Origin of the sequence: Raskinella chloraquaticus (SeqCode), from assembly GCF_021731865.1 — a bacterium.
GTDB classification, from domain to species: Bacteria; Pseudomonadota; Alphaproteobacteria; order Rhizobiales; family UBA4765; genus Raskinella; species Raskinella chloraquaticus.
In genome coordinates, this window is the sequence record NZ_JAKFWN010000003.1 from 1 (window position 1) to 17,108 (window position 17,108).

Annotated in this window: 14 protein-coding genes; 4 read left to right on the forward strand and 10 right to left on the reverse strand. The window is 59.1% G+C overall.

The features are described 5' to 3' along the window. Positions 1-935 (forward strand): protein-methionine-sulfoxide reductase catalytic subunit MsrP (gene msrP / locus ACINK1_RS01565; protein WP_395759945.1); only part of this gene is annotated, 935 nt, incomplete at its 5' end. A 237-nt stretch (positions 936-1,172) separates the two neighbouring features. Here the strand turns inward: msrP and ACINK1_RS01570 are convergent. Continuing rightward, positions 1,173-2,063 carry a LysR family transcriptional regulator gene (locus tag ACINK1_RS01570; protein WP_376800515.1) on the reverse strand — a complete coding sequence of 297 codons (891 nt, stop codon included), beginning with the start codon at positions 2,061-2,063 and terminating at the stop codon, positions 1,173-1,175. Between the two features lie 120 nt (positions 2,064-2,183). Next, a complete protein-coding gene (gene trxB / locus ACINK1_RS01575; RefSeq protein WP_376800516.1) occupies positions 2,184-3,146 on the reverse strand; it encodes a thioredoxin-disulfide reductase in 963 nt (320 codons plus the stop codon). 187 nt (positions 3,147-3,333) lie between these two features. On the opposite strand from trxB, the gene ACINK1_RS01580 reads away from it, so the two are divergent. Beyond that, positions 3,334-3,813 (forward strand): Lrp/AsnC family transcriptional regulator, encoded by a 480-nt coding sequence (locus ACINK1_RS01580; RefSeq protein WP_376800517.1) that lies wholly within the window; start codon positions 3,334-3,336, stop codon positions 3,811-3,813. A 2-nt stretch (positions 3,814-3,815) separates the two neighbouring features. Here the strand turns inward: ACINK1_RS01580 and ACINK1_RS01585 are convergent, their stop codons facing one another. Then, positions 3,816-4,022, reverse strand: a complete 207-nt coding sequence (locus ACINK1_RS01585) for a hypothetical protein (RefSeq protein WP_376800518.1) — start codon at positions 4,020-4,022, stop codon at positions 3,816-3,818. Between the two features lie 477 nt (positions 4,023-4,499). Here ACINK1_RS01585 and ACINK1_RS01590 point away from each other — a divergent pair, with 477 nt between their 5' ends. Continuing rightward, on the forward strand, positions 4,500-6,344 hold the full coding sequence (locus tag ACINK1_RS01590) for a TadE/TadG family type IV pilus assembly protein (RefSeq protein WP_376800519.1): 1,845 nt from the start codon (positions 4,500-4,502) through the stop codon (positions 6,342-6,344). On the opposite strand, the gene waaC is transcribed toward ACINK1_RS01590, so the two are convergent. The 3 genes from waaC to carB all read right to left on the reverse strand — a co-directional run bounded on the left by waaC (position 6,341) and on the right by carB (position 11,464). Further along, entirely contained in the window at positions 6,341-7,363 is a 1,023-nt protein-coding gene (gene waaC, locus ACINK1_RS01595; RefSeq protein ID WP_376800520.1) for a lipopolysaccharide heptosyltransferase I, read from the reverse strand. The genes ACINK1_RS01590 and waaC overlap by 4 nt on opposite strands. 40 nt (positions 7,364-7,403) lie before the next feature. Next, complete coding sequence (gene greA, locus ACINK1_RS01600) at positions 7,404-7,877, reverse strand: transcription elongation factor GreA (protein WP_376800521.1); 474 nt, start codon at positions 7,875-7,877, stop codon at positions 7,404-7,406. A gap of 107 nt (positions 7,878-7,984) precedes the next feature. Further along, on the reverse strand, positions 7,985-11,464 hold the full coding sequence (gene carB, locus ACINK1_RS01605) for a carbamoyl-phosphate synthase large subunit (RefSeq protein WP_376800522.1): 3,480 nt from the start codon (positions 11,462-11,464) through the stop codon (positions 7,985-7,987). A gap of 250 nt (positions 11,465-11,714) precedes the next feature. Between carB and ACINK1_RS01610 the strand changes: the two genes are divergently transcribed. Further along, the gene (locus ACINK1_RS01610; protein WP_376801260.1) at positions 11,715-13,688 is read left to right on the forward strand and encodes a methyl-accepting chemotaxis protein; all 1,974 of its coding nucleotides are present in this window, start codon (positions 11,715-11,717) and stop codon (positions 13,686-13,688) included. A 51-nt stretch (positions 13,689-13,739) separates the two neighbouring features. On the opposite strand, the gene ACINK1_RS01615 is transcribed toward ACINK1_RS01610, so the two are convergent. From ACINK1_RS01615 to fliG, 4 genes are all read right to left on the reverse strand, one after another. After that, a complete protein-coding gene (locus ACINK1_RS01615) occupies positions 13,740-15,125 on the reverse strand; it encodes a sigma-54 dependent transcriptional regulator (RefSeq protein ID WP_376801262.1) in 1,386 nt (461 codons plus the stop codon). Between the two features lie 33 nt (positions 15,126-15,158). Beyond that, positions 15,159-15,512, reverse strand: coding sequence for a flagellar motor switch protein FliN (gene fliN, locus ACINK1_RS01620; RefSeq protein ID WP_376801264.1), 354 nt, complete (start codon positions 15,510-15,512; stop codon positions 15,159-15,161). A gap of 5 nt (positions 15,513-15,517) precedes the next feature. After that, positions 15,518-16,159: a flagellar assembly protein FliH gene (gene fliH / locus ACINK1_RS01625; protein WP_376801265.1), complete on the reverse strand. Its 642-nt coding sequence runs from the start codon at positions 16,157-16,159 to the stop codon at positions 15,518-15,520. Between the two features lie 10 nt (positions 16,160-16,169). Continuing rightward, positions 16,170-17,108, reverse strand: a 939-nt coding sequence (fliG, locus tag ACINK1_RS01630; protein ID WP_395759946.1) for a flagellar motor switch protein FliG, incomplete at its 5' end; no start/stop codon positions are given.

A 17,108-nucleotide genomic window follows, 5' to 3' on the forward strand; every position in this document is an offset into this window, starting at 1 on the left:
TGAGCGAAGCAAGCGTAACTCCGGAAGCCTATGTCATGAACCGGCGGCTGGCGATGGGCCTGGGACTGGGCGCGGCGGCCAGTCTTGTTCCCCATGGCAGGGCCTTCGCCCAGCAGCAGGGCGAGCCGGGGGCGGAGTACTATCCGGCTGCAACCAGCCCGAACTATGCCAATGCGGGGCGGCCGGTGACAACGGAAACACAGGCCGTCAATTACAATAATTTCTACGAATTCGGCACCAGCAAAAACGTCGTTCGTGCCGCCCAGGCGTTGCGGACGAAGCCGTGGAAGATCAAGGTCGACGGTCTGGTTGAAAACGCGTTCGATATCGAGTTTGAGGATCTGCTGAAGAAGGTTCAGCTTGAAGAGCGCATCTACCGGCTGCGCTGCGTCGAGGCGTGGTCGATGACCATTCCGTGGACCGGCTTCACGCTGGCAAGTTTCGTCAAGCTCGCCAAGCCGCTGGGGTCAGCCAAATTCATTCGCTTCGAGACCTTCAAGGACACCAGCCAGGCACCTGGCCAGCGGCAGGCCTTTTATCCCTGGCCTTACGTTGAAGGGGTGACGATTGAGGAAGCGATGAACGATTTGCCGCTGCTGGTGACGGGTGCCTATGGCAAACCGCTGCCGCGCCAGATGGGGGCGCCGATCAGATTGGCGTTGCCGTGGAAATATGGCTTCAAATCGATCAAGTCGATCAACCGTATTACCTTCACCGATCAACGGCCCCGCACGTTCTGGGAGGAATCCGGCCCCAACGAATATGGTTTCTGGGCCAATGTGAACCCGCAAGTGTCGCATCCGCGCTGGAGCCAGGCTTCCGAGCGGGTCATCGGCCCTGATGAAGGGCGCCAGCCGACGGTTATTTACAATGGCTATGGCGAGCAGGTGGCTTCGCTCTATGCGGGGCTTACGAATGAAAGGCTTTTCATGTGAAAAGCGCCTGCATCCGCCATCGTTCCTGACCCTCCGAAAAACAAGAAGCCGGGCCTGATTGTCAGGTCCGGCTTTAAAGTTTCGGTGCTTGGGGCACTGTGGGAACAGACTGCGTTGGGGGCGCAGACGAAAAGCAGGGAGGTCGAGTTGCGCTATTCGTCATGGCAATATGGCGCGCCATGACCAATTCGAGAATGTGCGTAACGGCATGGCGGATATGCGCCAGCAACGCCATGCTCAATATTGCCAGCCCTGTGCCTTGGCGACCAGAAAGTCGCGGAAGACCTGGACGCGCGCCAGATTGCGCAACTCCTCGGCATAAACGAAATAGGTATCGAAGGCGGGCATCGTCGTGCCTGGCATGAGCGGTACCAGGTTGGTTTTGTCGTCAATCAGGTAATCGGGCAAAATCGCCAGACCCATGCCGCTTTCGGTCGCGTTTTTAAGCGCGGTGATGTTATTCACCGTCAGGATCGGCCGACGCAGATCACCATTTGTCCGCCCTGCCTGGAGCAGAAGATTAAGCGGGCGCAGATAGTTCATCAGGCTGCCACCATAGGACAGCAGACGATGATGATCGAGTTCGGCGATATCGGTGGGCGCGCCATGCTGGGCGATGTAGTCGCTTGAACCATAGACGTGGAAGTGAACAGTGAAGAGCTTTCGCTGGATGAGATCGGGCTGCGTCGGCTGGCGTAACCTGATGCCGACATCGGCCTCACGCATCGACAGGTCAAGTTCCTCATCGGTCAGCAACAGCGTGATGCTGATCTCAGGGTAACGCTCGCTGAAATCCTTGAGGCGGCTCGCGAGCCAGGCCACGCCCAAACCAATCGTCGTCGTGACGCGCAATTCGCCATTGGGCTTTTCGCGACTGTCGGAGAGCGATTGCTTGACGGTTTCAAGCTTGAGCAACACGTCGCGGGTGGCACCAAAGAGTGTCTCTCCGTGTTCGGTCAGGATAAGTCCACGGGCATGACGGTGGAACAGCGGGACGCGCAATTCGCCCTCCAGGGCCGAGACCTGGCGGCTGACGGCTGATTGCGACAGCCCCAGGGCTTCGCCGGCATGCGTAAAGCTGCCGGCGGCGGCGGCGGCATGAAAGACCCGCAGCTTGTCCCAATCCATAGCTGGCTTCCCTCTCGACCTAGACGTAACAGCGTAATGCGGGTTCGGGCGAAGAGACATGTCGATTCTTGATCGAATTCGATCAAGAATTCTGAATTTTGTTACGGCGGAACGGCGGAATTACTCCGCTGCGGCGGTCACGATCTGCCCATGAGCGAGATATTTTTCTGCCTCAAGGGCTGCCATGCAACCCATCCCGGCGGCAGTGACGGCTTGCCGGAAGATGTCATCGGTCACGTCGCCGGCCGCGAACACGCCTTCGCGCGAGGTCAGTGTCGAATTCGGCGCCGTCCATAAATAGCCGGAGGGCTTCATCTTGAGCTCACCGCTAAAGAGTTCCACCGATGGCGCGTGGCCGATGGCGATGAAGACGCCGTCAACGGGGCGCTCGGTGAGTGCGCCGGTGCGCGTATCGCGCAGGCGCATATGGGTAACGCCGCGCGGATTTTCACTGCCGAGCACTGCGTCCAGCGCACTGTTCCAGACGATCTCGACCTTGGGATGAGCGAGCAGGCGCTGCTGCAGAATCTTTTCCGCCTTGAAGCTGTCGCGACGGTGGATCACGGTTACTTTCGAGGCGAATTTGGTGAGAAACAGCGCTTCCTCGACCGCCGTATTGCCGCCACCAACGACCGCCACTTCCTTGTTGCGGTAAAAGAAGCCATCGCAGGTGGCGCAGGCCGAGACGCCATGCCCCTGAAAATGTTGTTCGCTTGGCAGGCCGAGCCATTTTGCCTGCGCACCGGTGGCGATGATGAGCGCGTCAGCCGTGTAGAGGGCGCCGCTATCGCCGGTCAACTGGAAGGGGCGGCGCGACAGATCGGCCTTGACGATAATGTCGGAGACCATGCGGGTGCCCATGTGCTCGGCCTGCGCCTTCATCTGGTCCATCAGCCATGGCCCCTGGATGGTTTCGGCAAAACCGGGATAATTTTCGACGTCGGTGGTGATCGTCAGCTGGCCGCCCGGTTGCAGGCCGGCGATCAGGACCGGTTCCAGCATGGCGCGGGCGGCGTAGATGGCCGCAGTATAGCCTGCCGGTCCCGAGCCGATGATGATGAGCTTGCTGTGCTGTGCGGTCATGGTGTGGTTCCGTGATGCAGGCATAAGGAGGCTGCCAGGTGTATGGCGTTAGCTTGGTGGACATGAGCGTCAAGCGACTATGTAATGTCGCCAAGGCTTATGGCACAAGCGATTCTTCGTTCGCCGACTCCTATGTCTTTGCCCCTGCAATGCATTATATTTACCGCATGATCGCTTCGGAAAAAACATGATTGCCCAACTCGATGCCATCGACTGGAAAATCCTGGCGCTGCTGCAGAGCGAGGGGCGGATGACGAATGTCGAACTGGCGCGCCGCGTCGGTATTTCGCCGCCGCCTTGTCTGCGCCGTGTCCGGGGGCTGGAAGAGGCCGGTCTGATTACGGGTTACAGAGCGCTTCTCGACATCAAGCGTTTGGGCTGCGAGGTTCTGGCGTTCGCCATGGTTGGTCTCCACAGTCAGGCGGACCACGATCTGAAGGCGTTCGAGGCCCAGGTTCAGGCGTGGTCGGTGGTGCGTGAATGTATCATGCTGTCAGGTGAGGCCGACTTCATTCTCAAATGCGTCGCCCATGATCTTTCAAGCTTTCAGAACTTCATCATCAACGACCTGACGCGTACGCCTAATGTAGCGCATGTCAAAACCATGCTGGCGATCCGCGTCACCAAGGATGAGGCGATGATGCCGATCAACGCTGCTGGTCGCTAGCCTCAGCGGCCGCCGCCCCTGCCGCACGGGACATACCACGGCGAGGCCGGTGATTGCCGGCACAGGATGCGTTCGATCTCGTCGGCGGAGGCGCCCTGGGGAATGGCGGGTCTTGGGAATGCGTCGCGATTGACCTGGCATCCGCCGAGCAAAACAATCAACAAAAATACGGAAAGGTGACGCAATCTGGCCTCCTGGATCTGGCGCATCCACGTCGTTCGACAGATGTTGAGAACACATATTGTCCTGATACCAAGTTAGGCCGAACGTAGATTTTTGTTGCCGCCGGCGCAGTACACAAGGACGTCATTTGGCGTCGTGATGACTGCGTACGCCGGAAGGCCTGATCGACCACCCAGATGACGACGCCCTGTCTGGCTTGCGCTCGTCATGCGCTCTCATCATGGGACTGAACTCCTCATGCGCAAACGCCGCGCCAGCCTTATTGCGTCCGATCATGCACTCTATTGTGGTGTCGAGGCATGTTCTTGCGATCGCCAGACATCCACTTGATCGGAAAATACCTTAGATGGCCGCCGAGTTGTATTGTGCTGCAGCGTTGATTTTACGGGGGAATTTTGTTTATGACATAAGATTTTAAGCTAAATATTGAGGGCGCGTTAACTCAGCAAATTGCAAGAATATATACACATTTGTACTAATGTACGGCATCGAACGATACCAGAATGGTAAAAGACATGCCCGTTTTCAATAAAAAGATATGCTTAAGTCACATTAATTCCCTCATTGATGATGAGGGTGGATCTTTTTCGATCATGGCCGCGTTGTCGATGATCATTCTGGTCGGCATTTCTGGAGCAGCACTTGATTTCGGGATGGCGCAGTTGGCGCGCCAAAAATTATACCAGGCGGCCAGCCTTGCATGTCAATATGCAAAGAAGACGTCTTTAGTGGCCGACACTGAAAGTGGCGGAGCGGCGGTCAGGTCGTTTTTCAACGCCAATCTTGCTTCACAAAATGTCACGACGGACCTCGTCAATGCAAACTTCACGGCCGTCAGCAATGGGCCGGCGCGGATGAGCGGGAGTTACGCTGTACCAACGACTTTCCTGGGTCTGTTCAATATCGCGTCTATTCAAGTGTCAGTTGATCAACAATGCTACCCAGTACCGCCGCAATTGTCGGCGGGTGCTGAAATTTTCAAGGAAACCTTTGAAACTCCCCCCCTCAGCACGGAAACTGTTTACAACAATAATCCGGGCTCAACTTTTTATTCGAGAAATTTCAATGGATGGAGAACTGTAGGGGACGGCGCGCCATACTTTTTTGGCCTGAAGATCAATGATGGATATAAGCAACCATCACCCGATGGCAGCCACGTTGGTGAATTGGTTGGATATTATAATCTTTCCATATCAAGGAAACTGTCGCTCGCTGCCGGCGTCTATGAATTGCGCTATCAATATACGGGAAATGCATACGCGGCGGTTGCGGCCTATGCCGGGTCAACGCGCTTCGGCAACGACGTATTCAATAATGATCCAGCGCCAATATGTGCGAATGCGGCGGCTGATGTCGCCTGGGCAACGTCTGATACCAGCAGGGTTGGGGTTTATTTCAGCGCCGACGAAGCTGATTTTTCTGCCAATTATCTCGAAGGTGCGATCCGCCCCACAAGCCCGTCCTGGCGGCCAGCGGACCTCATTGATGTGTGCATCTATTCCAAGGGGTGGATCGAGCGCTCGGTGATGATCACGGTCACAACGACCGGCGATTATTGGCTGACTTATGCGGGCCAAGGAAGTAATACTTATCTCGAAGGGGGGCAACTCGACAATATTCGCCTTTGTTATCAATATTGTAATGGAAGCCGGCTGACGGCGCCATTCGAGATCGCGGGGCAGGTGCTGTTGCGCGAGAATTTTTCGGCTTGGCGTTCGGCATTTGAAAACAGCCTTGCTGTCAATGATTGGGTTCCGGTTGGTGCCAATGCCTTTGAAATTTGGGATCGCGCGCCCTCACTTGCCACTCTTCCTGGCGGCGAGCAGCAAGTTCTCGAGCTCGATGAGTTTGCCAATCGCGCGTTGTCGCATAAAATACTTCTACCGCCGGGTACGTACCAGATTGCTTATAATTATCTGTCGCGGGTGAATTTTCCGAGCCTGGGGAGTGGTACGATTTACTGTGCCAACAAGGCAACTGACTATCCCGTCTCGACTTTGCCTCCTGGTACAGAGACGGGAAGTTTTTGGGGGCCTGGATATGCAATGCCCTATCCGAGTTTCACAGCTCCGCATGACACGAATGCGGTTAGCGTATGGCTTGACAGCGATGTTACGACGAGTGCCGGCAATCGCCCCTCGCAGATGATCGATTATTGCGCTTATTCATCAGGTTGGACAACACGGCGCATTACGGTGAAAGTCACCAAGGCGCGATTTTATTGGCTTACCTTCAAAGGGGAGGGAACATCCGATACGCAAGGAGCGCTGGTGGCAGATATCCGGATCTGTGCGATTCGCTGCGACAATGGTCTCAGCAATGATCCACCCTTGGCCATCGCGCCTTAATCGTGTGTCATCAGCCGGGAAAGACAGGATACGACAAATTGTGGCGTGATCGTCTGCAGGCATGGTGATGACTGGTCATTATTTGCGCGCCGGCATTGGCGGCTCAGGCATGGCAAATGGACGCAGGTATCGGCGCCAGCTGCGAGATTCAACACGCGCGCGCCGGCTGTTGCGGTGAGGTTCGGCGTAGTCGGGCCATAAAGAGTGAGGGTTGGCACGCCCAGCGCGCCGCCGAGATGAGCGAGCCCGGTGTCGCAGGCCACCATAGCTCGGGCGCTTGCGATGCGGCCGGCCAAGGCACCAAGGGCCATCGGTGGCAGGATTTCGCTGTCGGGTATGGCAGATACGATCCATTCCGCGCGCTGGCGCTCTGCCTCGCCATGGGCGGGGACGACCACGTGATGACCTTGCCCGGCGAGGAGAATTGCCAGCTCTCGCCATGATTCCAGCGCCCATAATTTGCTCGACCACGAGGTGGCGTGAACGAGGAAGACGTCACGGCTGGCGTTGGCTGCAGGCGACTCCTCCTTGCTGATGCCGAAGACTGGCGGGTTGATCGGCAATGGATAATCGAGCGCTGCTGCAAACAACATGCGGGTACGCTGGATGGCGTGCTGGTTGCGGGCTACATGATGGCGTCTGCCATAGGCCAACGTGGCCCATCCCTCACGGGCGCTTGACTGGTCATAACCGTGAGCCGGCCCGCGGGCCAGCAGCGCGATGGGCGCTGATTTCAGCAATCCCTGCGCGTCGATGATGATGTCATATGTGCTTTCGCGCAGCGCCTTGATGGCGGACAACCAGGCGCGCAGATTGCCCATCGTCGGCTGGCGCAGCGAGCGCATTGACAAGGGAATGACGCGCGCCACGCCAGGATGCAGCGCGGCGATCGGAGCGAAGGGCGGTTCGAGCACCCAGTCAAAAATCAGCCCGGGCAACGCCGCGACAGCATCGCTGATCGCGGGAAGGGTATGAACCACATCACCGAAAGAAGAAGTCTTGATCAGCAGCGCGCGCATGAGCTGCCCCTGGGCGCCGCGCTCGTCACCGGGTGCAGCCTCAGCGGAAATCGACCTTGAGGATCTCGTAACTGCGCGGTCCGCTGGGCGTTGTCACCTCAACGACATCGCCGACGCGCTTGCCGATGAGGGCGCGGGCAATCGGCGAGGTGATCGAAATACGGCCCTTCTTCACATCGGCTTCCAGTTCGCCGACGATCTGGTAGGTCCGCTTTTCCTCGCTGTCCTCGTCAAGAAGGCTGGCAGTGGCGCCGAATTTGACCGTATCGCCATTCAGCTTGCTCACATCAATCACTTCGGCGCGCGACAGGACATCCTCGAATTCGGCAATCTTTGCCTCATTCATGCCCTGTGCTTCCTTGGCGGCGTGATATTCGGCGTTTTCCGAAAGGTCGCCATGCGCGCGCGCTTCGGCGATCGCCTCGATGATACGCGGGCGCTCTTCCGAGGTCAGTCGACGCAGCTCGGTCTGGATTTGCGCGTAGCCGCCGGCAGTCATCGGGAATTTTTCCATCGTCTCCTCGCTACTTCATTCCGGTCTGAGGGCGCATCAAGGTCAGCGGAACCATTCCGCCCGTTCCTGTGCACGGTCTTACCGTCGTCGTATCTTGTTGCCGTTCGTCAGTGCGCCTCGCCCCTGCCCACATAGTCCTGCAATGGCCGCACTTCCAGTGTCCCGGATTTGAGAGCGGCAATACCCTGACCAGCGGCGACTGCTCCGGAAAGAGTTGTATAATAAGGAACCTTATGAAGAAGCGCGGCGCGACGCAATGACATGCTGTCAGAAATAGCCTGCGCTCCGTCGGTTGTGTTGAAAACGAGCGCAATTTCACCGTTTTTGATCATGTCAACGATATGCGGGCGGCCTTCCAGCACTTTGTTGACCTTTTTGACACGAATTCCGAGGCCGGCCAGATAGCGCTGGGTGCCCGAGGTGGCAACGACGGTAAAGCCGATGTCGCTCAGCACACGCACCGTGTCGACGATCCGCGGCTTGTCAGCATCGCGCATGGAGACAAAGACAGTGCCGGATGTTGGCACCTTCGTGCCACCGCCCAGCTGGCTCTTGGCGAACGCCACGGCGAAATCACGGTCAAGGCCCATCACTTCGCCGGTTGAACGCATTTCGGGGCCAAGAAGCGTGTCAACGCCGGGGAAGCGGGCAAAGGGAAAAACGGCTTCCTTGACCGCTACATGATCGAGCTTTTTCGTCTTCAGGCCAAACGACATCAAAGGCTCGCCCGCCATGATGCGCGCGGCGATCTTGGCCACCGGCACGCCGATGGTCTTGGCAACGAAAGGCACGGTGCGCGAGGCGCGGGGATTGACCTCGAGAATATAGATAACGCCATTCTTGATAGCGTATTGCGTGTTCATCAGGCCACCCACGCGTAACTCGAGCGCAAGGTCGCGGGTCTGGCGCTCGAGTTCGGCAATGGTTGCCGCGTCGAGCGAGTGAGGTGGCAGAGAACAGGCCGAATCGCCGGAATGAATGCCCGCTTCCTCGATATGTTCCATGATGCCGCAGACGAACACATCCTTGCCATCGGCCAGCGCATCAACATCAACCTCGATGGCATCCGAGAGATAACCATCAAAGAGGAGAGGATTCTTGCCAAGAACCGTGTTGATCTGGCCGGTCTTGTCGTTCGGGTAACGGGCGCGGATATCAGGCGGCACCATTTCCGGCAGCTGGTTCAGCAGGTAGCGATCAAACGATGTCTCGTCGCGGATAATCGCCATGCCGCGCCCGCCCAGGACGTAAGACGGGCGCACCACCAGCGGAAAGCCGAGCTCAGCCTTCACCAGGCGCGCCTGCTCGACCGAGTAGGCGATACCGTTCTTCGGCTGTTTGAGGCCGAGCTTGTCGATGAGGCGCTTGAAGCGGTCGCGATCCTCGGCAAGATCAATGGCATCGGGCGAGGTGCCGAGGATGGGTATTTTCGCCTTCTCGATGGCAGCGGCGAGCTTCAGCGGCGTCTGGCCGCCGAACTGGACAATGACGCCGTGAACCGTTCCTTTCGTCTGCTCACGCCACAGTATTTCCAGCACGTCCTCTGCGGTCAGCGGCTCGAAATAGAGGCGGTCCGAGGTGTCGTAATCCGTCGACACGGTCTCGGGATTGCAGTTGATCATGATGGTTTCATAGCCCGCCTCGCCCAGCGCAAAACAGGCATGGCAACAGCAATAATCAAACTCGATGCCCTGGCCGATACGGTTTGGACCACCACCGAGAATGACGACCTTCTTGCGCTCGCTTGGCCATGATTCATCGGCAGGAGCCGCGCCGAACGGCGTCTCGTAGGTCGAGTACATATAGGCGGTGGGGGAGGCGAATTCTGCCGCGCAGGTGTCGATACGCTTGAACACGGGGCGGACATCGAGCGCATGGCGCTCCGCCCTCATATCCTCCTCGCTCACGCCGGCCAGTTCGGCGAGCCTGGCGTCGGAAAAACCCAGCGCCTTGACGCGGCGCATGCCATGGGCGGTTTTCGGCAGACCATTGGCGCGAATGGATGCCTCGGCACTCAGAATGATCTGCAATTGCTCGATGAACCAGGGATCGATGGGGAAGGAGGCGTGGATATCCTGTGGCGAAAAGCCAAGCCGCAATGCCTGGGCCACTTTCAGCAGACGGTCAGGTGTCGGTGAGCCGAGAGCGGCGCGGATAGCGCTCTGGTCATCACCCTGGCCAAGCCCTGGAATATCGATTTCATTCAAGCCGGTAAGGCCGATTTCCAACCCTCTCAGCGCCTTCTGCAGGCTCTCAGCGAAGGTGCGGCCGATTGCCATCACCTCACCCACCGATTTCATCGAGGTGGTAAGAAGGGGTTCGGCGCCGGGGAATTTCTCGAAATTGAAGCGCGGGATCTTGGTGACGACATAGTCGATCGTCGGCTCGAAGGAGGCAGGCGTGGCGCCGCCCGTGATGTCGTTGTCGATCTCGTCGAGCGTATAGCCAATGGCGAGCTTGGCGGCGACCTTGGCGATGGGAAAGCCGGTGGCTTTTGATGCAAGGGCGGAGGAGCGCGAGACGCGCGGGTTCATCTCGATCACCACCATGCGCCCATCGGCTGGATTGATGGCGAACTGGACGTTGGAGCCGCCGGTCTCGACGCCAATCTCGCGCAACACGGCGATGGAGGCATCGCGCATGCGCTGGTATTCCTTGTCGGTCAGCGTCAGGGCGGGCGCCACGGTAATCGAATCGCCGGTATGAACCCCCATCGGATCGATATTCTCGATCGAGCAGATGATGATGCAGTTGTCCTTCTTGTCGCGCACCACCTCCATCTCGTATTCTTTCCAGCCGAGGACGGATTGCTCGATCAGCACTTCGGTGGTGGGGGAGGCGTCCAGACCGCGCTCGACGATATCCATGAACTCGTCGCGGTTATAGGCAATGCCACCGCCAAGGCCACCCAGCGTGAAGGACGGGCGGATGATGGTCGGCAGGCCGATGTCTTCCAGCGCCTCCAGCGCTTCGGCGACGCCTTTGGAAATGTAGCGGCGTTTGCGTTCAGGTTCATCACTCTGCCAGCTGCGCAGGAAGTCCGCCTTGACGGTTTCGCGATTAGTGACGGGCAGCGCCTCGATGCGAACAAGCTCGGCGCGGTAGCGTTCCTTGTCAGCCGATTTCAGATCAGATGCGTTGGCGAGCCGCGAGCGCGGCGTTTCAAGGCCGATGCCGGCCATGCAGTCGCGGAAACGCTCGCGATCCTCCGCCTTGTCGATGGCTTCGGCCGTGGCGCCGATCATCTCGACATTGAAACGCTCCAGCACGCCCATGCGCTTCAGGGAGAGCGCGGTGTTCAGCGCCGTCTGCCCGCCCATGGTGGGCAGGATGGCGTCGGGGCGCTCCTTTTCGATGATCCTGGCGACGATCTCCGGCGTGATGGGCTCGATATAGGTCGCATCCGCCAGATCGGGATCCGTCATGATGGTGGCCGGATTGGAATTGACCAGAATGATGCGATAGCCCTCGGCGCGCAGCGCCTTCACGGCTTGCGTGCCGGAATAGTCGAATTCGCAGGCCTGACCGATGATGATCGGTCCGGCGCCGATGATGAGAATCGAACTGATGTCTGTGCGCTTTGGCACGGGAAACCTTCTTCGTATGGGCCGGGGAGAGCGGACGTGACGTCTGCGGGGCGGGGCGTCGTTTAGCGCACTGTGCGGGGAAAGGCCACACCTACGCGCCGGATGACAGCCGATTGTCTCGGGACGGTCGGGAGCTGCGCAGAAAAATGTCAGTAATGTCAGATACGTACTAATAAGTAGGTCGTTATAAGTAACGCGCTGTAAATGTTTATGTCGCAAGTTTATCTAATTATATGACGGAGGTATAATTATGCGTGTTTCCCTAGCGGATTTTCGTTTGCGCACCCAGATTTTTGCGGTTGGAGCGATTGCGGCAGTCGGTTTCTTGGCGATTTTAGGCCTCGCATTGTGGAATTCATCGACCCAGGCGGTGAACGATCATATGACGCGCCTGGGCTCGCAGATCGCCCTTGAATCGGCCCGCGCCGGACAGGATTTCCTGCAGTTGCGTCGTCAAGAAAAAGATTTCCTGCTGCGCCTCGACGAAAAATACCTGAAGCTGCACAATCTCTCGGAAAAGGCGGCGCGCGAGCGCATGGAGGCGGTCAAGGCCATGGCCGTGCAGATCAATGATGCGCGCCTGATTGAGGCGCTCAAGACCATTGACGCCCCGCTGGATGACTACAGCCGAAATTTCAAACGACTTGTGGAGCTGAGGCTGGCACTCGGGGTCAATGGCGCCAGCGGCCTCGAGCGGGAAATGGCACGCGCCGCCAGCGAGCTTGAAAAGAAATTCCTGTCCTTCGACAATCAGACATTTGCGCTTGATGTGCAGAGATTGCGGCGCGTCGAGAAGGATTACATTCTCTATCGCAGCGAAGCGGATGCCAAGCTGCTGGGCGAGGTCAGCGACAGGCTGATTGCCGCCATTGGCGCGGAAGATCTGCCGCTTGCCGATAAATTTGGCTTCAAGGGTCTTGTCGAGGCTTATGTGCGGGCATTTGGCAACTGGACCAAGCTCGCAGGGGATTTTTCCCAGACGCAGAAAGACACATCTGCTTCCTATGCCAAGCTTGAACCCTTCATTCAGGCGGCAACCGACCGGGCTGATGCGCTTGCGGTTGAAATTGAACGTCGCAGCCAGGCGCTGTCGGCGATGAATTTCAATCAGATGCTTGCCGTCATTATGGCGGCGTTCGTGCTGTGCACGACATTGTCGTTTGTGGTGTGGCGCTATCTCACCGGTTCGCTGGCGCTGATCGAACGCGCAACGACGCGTCTGGCCACGGGGGAATTGACGCAGCCGATTGACGCGGTGGCGTCGAAAAACGAGATCGGCAGCCTTCTGGCGGCTCTGGCGATCCTGCGTGACAACCTCATATCGGGTGAATCGGCGCGGGCGGCCCAATCCGCCAGCCAGGAGGCAAATCTGCGCCGGGCGAGCGAGATCGAACAATTGATCGGCGGTTTTGAGCGCGATGTCGGCGAGGTTGTGCGTTCCGTCAGTGGTACATCGCGTGATATCAATGCCACAGCAGGCGCCCTGTCGCAATCGGCGGAGGAAGCAACGAAACAATCGGGGACGGTTGCTGCGGCAGCCGATGAAGCCACGATCAATGTGCAGACGGTTGCCGCGGCGGCCGAGGAGCTCGCGTCCTCGATTACTGAAATCGGCCGGAGACTGAACGAGACAAGCGAGATTTCGAACCGCGCTGTCGGCGAGGCGGCGGAAGCGTCACGGACGGTGAACTCACTGTCAACGGCAGGCGAGCGGATCAACGAGATCGTCGGCCTCATCCAGACGATTGCCGCGCAGACCAATCTGCTGGCGCTCAATGCGACGATCGAGGCGGCGCGCGCGGGCGAGGCTGGGCGCGGCTTTGCGGTGGTCGCGGCGGAAGTGAAGACGCTGGCGCAGAATACGTCACAAGCCACCGCGCAGATCGGTGGTCTCGTCAACGAAATCCAGACAACGACCTCGGCTGCGGTTACGGCCATCGCCAATATCAGCGGGACGATCGATACGATGAACGGCGTGGCGATGGCGATTGCATCGGCGGTTGAGGAACAGGCTGCGACCACACAGGAAATCGCGGCGCGGGTCTCCCATGTGGCTGATGGCACGAACGAGGTTGCTGCCAATATTGGCGGGGTTCTCGATTCAGCTCGCCACACTTCTGACGCGGCCGGCCAGCTCAGCAACAATTCCGGCAGCCTCGCCATGCGTGCGCAGGATCTGTCGCAGACGGTGGCGCGCTTTCTGTCGGGAGTTCGCGCGGCGTAGAGCAAACTGCGTTCATGGTGTTGTCTTGTGTAAACGCAATTTGCTCCGCCTTCACGCGACCTGCTGGGTGCGGGCGCCGCGCTGCGATCCAGGCTCTGCCACGTCGAAGCCGCCGCTTTCATATTCGTTGAGCTTGTTGCGCAGCGTGCGGATCGAGATGCCGAGAATGTTGGCGGCGTGCGTTCGGTTGCCGAGGCAGTGATCGAGCGTGTCAAGGATGAGATCGCGCTCAACCTCCGAGACGGTGCGACCGACGAGCGCGCGGGTGACGGCTTCGGCCGTCATCGCCGCTTCGCCTGCCGGACCGCGCGGCGCCATCCCGGCGCCAGCCATGGCAGTGCCTTCCGGCGTCAGGATCGCGTCGACGCCAATCTCCGGGCCCATCGCCAGCAGCACGGCGCGGTGCATGGTGTTTTCTAGCTCGCGCACATTGCCCGGCCAGGCTGCAGCAAGCAGCGCGCCCTTTGCTTCCTTGGACAGGGGGCGCGGGGGCAGGCCGTTCTGGCTGGCGAATTTCTTGATAAAATGTTCGGCGAGCGCCATGATGTCGCTTGGCCGCTGGCGCAGCGCCGGCAGTTTGAGATTGACGACATTGAGGCGATAGAGAAGGTCCTCGCGGAACGTTCCTTTCTTCACTTCATCGGTCAGATTGCGGTTGGACGTGGCGAGGATGCGGATGTTGACCGGCACCGGCTTGGAGCCGCCAACGCGGTCGATCACGCGCTCCTGAATGGCGCGCAGCAGCTTGGCCTGCAGACGCACATCCATTTCCGAGATTTCATCAAGCAGCAGCGTGCCGCCATCAGCTTCCTCGAACTTGCCGATGCGCCGCGCCACGGCGCCGGTGAAGGCGCCCTTCTCATGGCCGAACAATTCGCTTTCAAGCAGCGCTTCAGGCATGGCGGCGCAGTTGATGGCGATGAACGGCTTGTCCTTGCGATTTGATTTCTTGTGCAGGAAGCGGGCGATCACTTCCTTGCCGCTGCCGCTTTCGCCGGTGATCAGAACGGAGGCTTCGGAGGCTGCCACCTGCTCGGCAAGCCTGAGCACACGCAGCATCGTCTCGTCGGTCACGACGACGTCGAGCGTATCGCGGGTGACGGCGGCGATGATGGCCGCGATCATCTCGGGATCGGGCGGCAGAGGGATGTATTCCTTGGCGCCGGCCTCGATTGCAGCGACCGCCGCCGCCGCATCATTCGACACGCCGCAGGCGACCACCGGCACGTTGATCATCTCGCTTGCCAGGGCCGTGATCAGGTCAGCGATGCGCAACGCGACATCGACCATGATGAGGTCAGCGCCACGGCCGGCGCGCAGATATTTCAGCGCCGTCTCGATGGTGTCTGCCTGCGTCACCTGAGCGCCGCGCTCATGGACGATACGCGTTGCAGCAGAGAGCTGTCCCCGCAGCGTTCCAACAATCATGAGGCGCATATTGATCTCCTTCTTGCCTGAGGCAGCGGCAGCTTAATCTTTGTCTGATTTGATGATTTCGGTCATGGTCACGCCCAGCTTGTTCTCCACCAGAACCACTTCGCCGCGCGCCACCAGGCGGTTGTTGACATAGATGTCGATGGCTTCACCGACCTTGCGATCGAGTTCGAGGACCGAGCCAACGCCCAGTTTCAGCAATTGCCCGACATCCATACGGGTGCGGCCGAGAATGGCCGATACCTTCACCGGCACGTCGAAAACCGCTTCAAGCTCGCTCGCCGTTCGTTGCGCGGTCTCGCCCGGCCCGGCCGGCATGGCGGCAGGTGGAAGGCCGTCAGCTGCCATGGCGTTGAGTTCGGGTAGCGGAAGATCGGTATGTTGATCCATGTGCGTTATTCCCCGTTTGGCATGTTGCGGGCGGCGATGAAGCGGGTGACGATGTCATCAACCGCTGCCGAGATCGCTGCGCTGTCGCGAACGATCCCGCCATCAGCCCAGTCGATCCGGCAGTCGCCGGTCAGGACGTCCGGCTCGCCCAGGACGATGAGGCGTCCTTCATAGCCGCGCTCCCAGGCCACCATCTTGAGGCGCTCCTGCACCCGCTCGACGAGGTCGGGCGCAACGCGCAAAACGAGATGGGGGGCGCTGCGCACATGGCTTAACGCCTCACGGGCGACACGTTCGATTTCACCGAGCGGTTCAGCTTCGATGAGGCCGCGTGCGAGGCGGCGCGCAACCTCGATGGCAAGACCGGCGGCTTCCTGCTCGATCATGCGCTGGGTGGCGTCGAGCGTTCCCAGGATGTGCATGGCCGAGCCGACGCATTGCTCGATTGCAGCGGCAAAGCGCGCCAGTTCGCGGGCGCTGGCGCTCTGCTCGCCAGCCGCAACGCCGGCAGCGTAGCCACGCGCTTCGGCGGCCGCCAGCTCAGCGGCGCGCTCAGTGGCCTCGCGTTCGGCACTGGGCGAGGGGCGGCGGCGTTCGCCTGTGGCAAACTCATTACCGAACAGAAATTTGGCTGGCTGTGCGTTCACTTATTTGTCCTCAATACACGAGTTCGTCGTCGGAACGCGATTTGGCGATGACGATCTCGCCGCGCGCGGCAAGATCCTTGGCAACAGAAACGAGCATCGACTGCGCCTCATCCACATCGGTCAGCCTGACCGGGCCCATGGCGCCCATGTCATCGCGCAAATTCTGGGCGGCGCGCTGTGACATGTTCATGAAGAAAAAGTCGCGGATTGTATCGGTCGACCCTTTGAGGGCGATCGCCAGCTTGTCCTTGTCGACATTGCGCAGCATGGTCTGGACGCTGCCGGCATCAAGCTTGATGAGGTCGTCAAACGTGAACATCAGCGACTTGATTTTTTCAGCGCTGTCACGCTGCGTTTCTTCCAGTGCGGTCACGAAACGTGTCTCTGTCTGGCGGTCGAAGCAGTTGAAGATCTCAGCCATCTGCTCATGCGAATCGCGGCGCGAAGTATGTGCGAGATTGGCCATGAATTCGGACCGCAGCGTCATCTCGACCCGCTCGAGAATTTCCTTCTGGACCGCCTCCATGCGCAGCATGCGCATGACGACGTCGAAGGCGAATTCGTCAGGCAGAACCGAGAGAAGGCGGGCGGAATGCTCTGGCCTGATCTTAGACAGAATGACCGCAACGGTCTGCGGGTATTCGTTCTTCAGATAGTTGGCGAGCACTTCTTCCTGAACGTTGGAGAGCTTCTCCCAGATATTGCGTCCCGCCGGACCACGGATTTCTTCCATGATGGCGTTGACTTTGTCCTGCGGGAGAATGCCGGCCAGCATGCGCTCGGTGACATCGTAATTGCCGGTGAGAGAGCCGGATGAGCTGATCAGCGTCACGAACTCGACGAAGGTGCTCTCCAGCATCGAGGGCTCGACCGGCCCGAGTTTCGACATGGCCACCGAGATATCCCGGATCTCATCTTCGGAAAATTCCTGAAGAATGATCTTTGCCTT

Excerpts from the sequence above, each read along its gene's own strand:
- ACINK1_RS01570 (WP_376800515.1), bottom strand. The coding sequence starts at position 2,063 with ATGGATTGGGACAAGCTGCGGGTCTTTCATGCCGCCGCCGCCGCCGGC.
- trxB (WP_376800516.1), bottom strand. The coding sequence starts at position 3,146 with ATGACCGCACAGCACAGCAAGCTCATCATCATCGGCTCGGGACCGGCA.
- ACINK1_RS01580 (WP_376800517.1), top strand. The coding sequence starts at position 3,334 with ATGATTGCCCAACTCGATGCCATCGACTGGAAAATCCTGGCGCTGCTG.
- ACINK1_RS01585 (WP_376800518.1), bottom strand. The coding sequence starts at position 4,022 with ATGCGCCAGATCCAGGAGGCCAGATTGCGTCACCTTTCCGTATTTTTG.
- ACINK1_RS01590 (WP_376800519.1), top strand. The coding sequence starts at position 4,500 with ATGGTAAAAGACATGCCCGTTTTCAATAAAAAGATATGCTTAAGTCAC.
- waaC (WP_376800520.1), bottom strand. The coding sequence starts at position 7,363 with ATGCGCGCGCTGCTGATCAAGACTTCTTCTTTCGGTGATGTGGTTCAT.
- greA (WP_376800521.1), bottom strand. The coding sequence starts at position 7,877 with ATGGAAAAATTCCCGATGACTGCCGGCGGCTACGCGCAAATCCAGACC.
- ACINK1_RS01610 (WP_376801260.1), top strand. The coding sequence starts at position 11,715 with ATGCGTGTTTCCCTAGCGGATTTTCGTTTGCGCACCCAGATTTTTGCG.
- ACINK1_RS01615 (WP_376801262.1), bottom strand. The coding sequence starts at position 15,125 with ATGCGCCTCATGATTGTTGGAACGCTGCGGGGACAGCTCTCTGCTGCA.
- fliN (WP_376801264.1), bottom strand. The coding sequence starts at position 15,512 with ATGGATCAACATACCGATCTTCCGCTACCCGAACTCAACGCCATGGCA.